Origin of the sequence: Stenotrophomonas sp. HMWF003, assembly GCF_003061285.1 — a bacterium.
Lineage (GTDB): Bacteria > Pseudomonadota > Gammaproteobacteria > Xanthomonadales > Xanthomonadaceae > Stenotrophomonas > Stenotrophomonas maltophilia_AP.
In genome coordinates, this window is sequence record NZ_QAIW01000295.1 from 1 (window position 1) to 1,297 (window position 1,297).

General features: G+C 67.0%; 2 protein-coding genes. Both read right to left on the reverse strand.

What is annotated here, in order from left to right:
- On the reverse strand, nucleotides 1-409 hold a 409-nt coding region (locus DBR34_RS12100), incomplete at its 3' end, for an FtsW/RodA/SpoVE family cell cycle protein (RefSeq protein WP_181393985.1).
- A 205-nt stretch (nucleotides 410-614) separates the two neighbouring features.
- On the reverse strand, nucleotides 615-1,297 hold a 683-nt coding region (locus DBR34_RS12105; protein ID WP_146186830.1), incomplete at its 5' end, for an FtsW/RodA/SpoVE family cell cycle protein.

Here is a 1,297-nt window from a genome sequence, read left to right on the forward strand (position 1 = left end):
ATTTTGGCCGCGGCGGCAGCGCCTGCCGGTGCAGATACCAGGCCATCATCATCGGCAGACTGAGCTTGAGCAGTTCCGACGGCTGCAGGTAGAACACCCCCAGGTTCAACCAGCGCTGCCCGTATTTCCCCGTGCCCACCACATACACCGCCAGCAACGGCAGCAGCGACACCGCATAGATCCACGGCGACCACGCGCGCAACTGCAGCACCGGCAGCCGCGACAACCCCCACATCGCTGCCAGCCCCGCCGCAAAGCGCATGGCCTGCGCCTGTACCGGCCCTTCCACGCTGTGCAACACCGCCAGGCTGGCCAGCATCAACGGGCACAACGCGACCAGCAGCGGAAGGTCCAGCGAATGCAGGAAAAAATGAAACGCGGCGCGTACGCGCTGCAGGTGTTCGACCATGCGGGCGACTCCTGGAAATGCGCGACGCACAGCAAACGGCGACACGGCAACAAAAAGCGGACCCGAGCGGCCCGGCGCAAGCGGACGACCCTAGCATGCAGTCCGTTGGGCAACCTGAGTCACGCCCAACCTACGCCTGGCGTGCGGTGGGTGATGATGTCGTTTTGGTGCAGAAGCGCAGCCGGGCAGCGCCCGGCGCCACGCGCTAGCCGTAGCCGCCGTGCACCGGCTGGTGGCTGCGTGCGGCCATCACCAGCCCGAAGCCGGCCAGCAGCGACACCGCCGACGTGCCGCCGTAGCTGATCAGCGGCATCGGCACGCCTACCACCGGCAACAGCCCGGAAATCATGCCGCCATTCACCAGCACGTACACAAAGAAGGCCAATCCCGTCGCGCCCGCCAACAAGCGCGAGTACGAGTCCCGCGACTGCGACGCGATCCACAGGCAACGCCCGATCACCACCAGATACAGCACCAGCACCGTGGCCACGCCGATCCAGCCGAATTCCTCGCTCAGCACCGAGAACGCAAAGTCCGTCGTCTGCTCGGGAATGAAGTTCAGGTGCGACTGCGACCCCTGGCCCCAGCCCTTCCCGTCGAACCCGCCCGACCCGATCGCGATCTTGGACTGGATGATGTTCCAGCCCGCGCCCAGCGCGTCCATCTCCGGGTCCAGGAACATCATGATCCGGTCCTTCTGGTAGGGACGCAGCAGCCAGATCCACGCCACCGGCGCCGCTGCCGCCACACCGCCCACCGCCACCCCTACCCACCACCACGGCAGGCCGCCCAGCAGCAGCACGAACGCACCGCTCGCCGCGATCAGCACCCCGGTCCCGAAGTCCGGCTGCAGCATCACCAGCCCGGTCGGCACCCCGATGATCACCG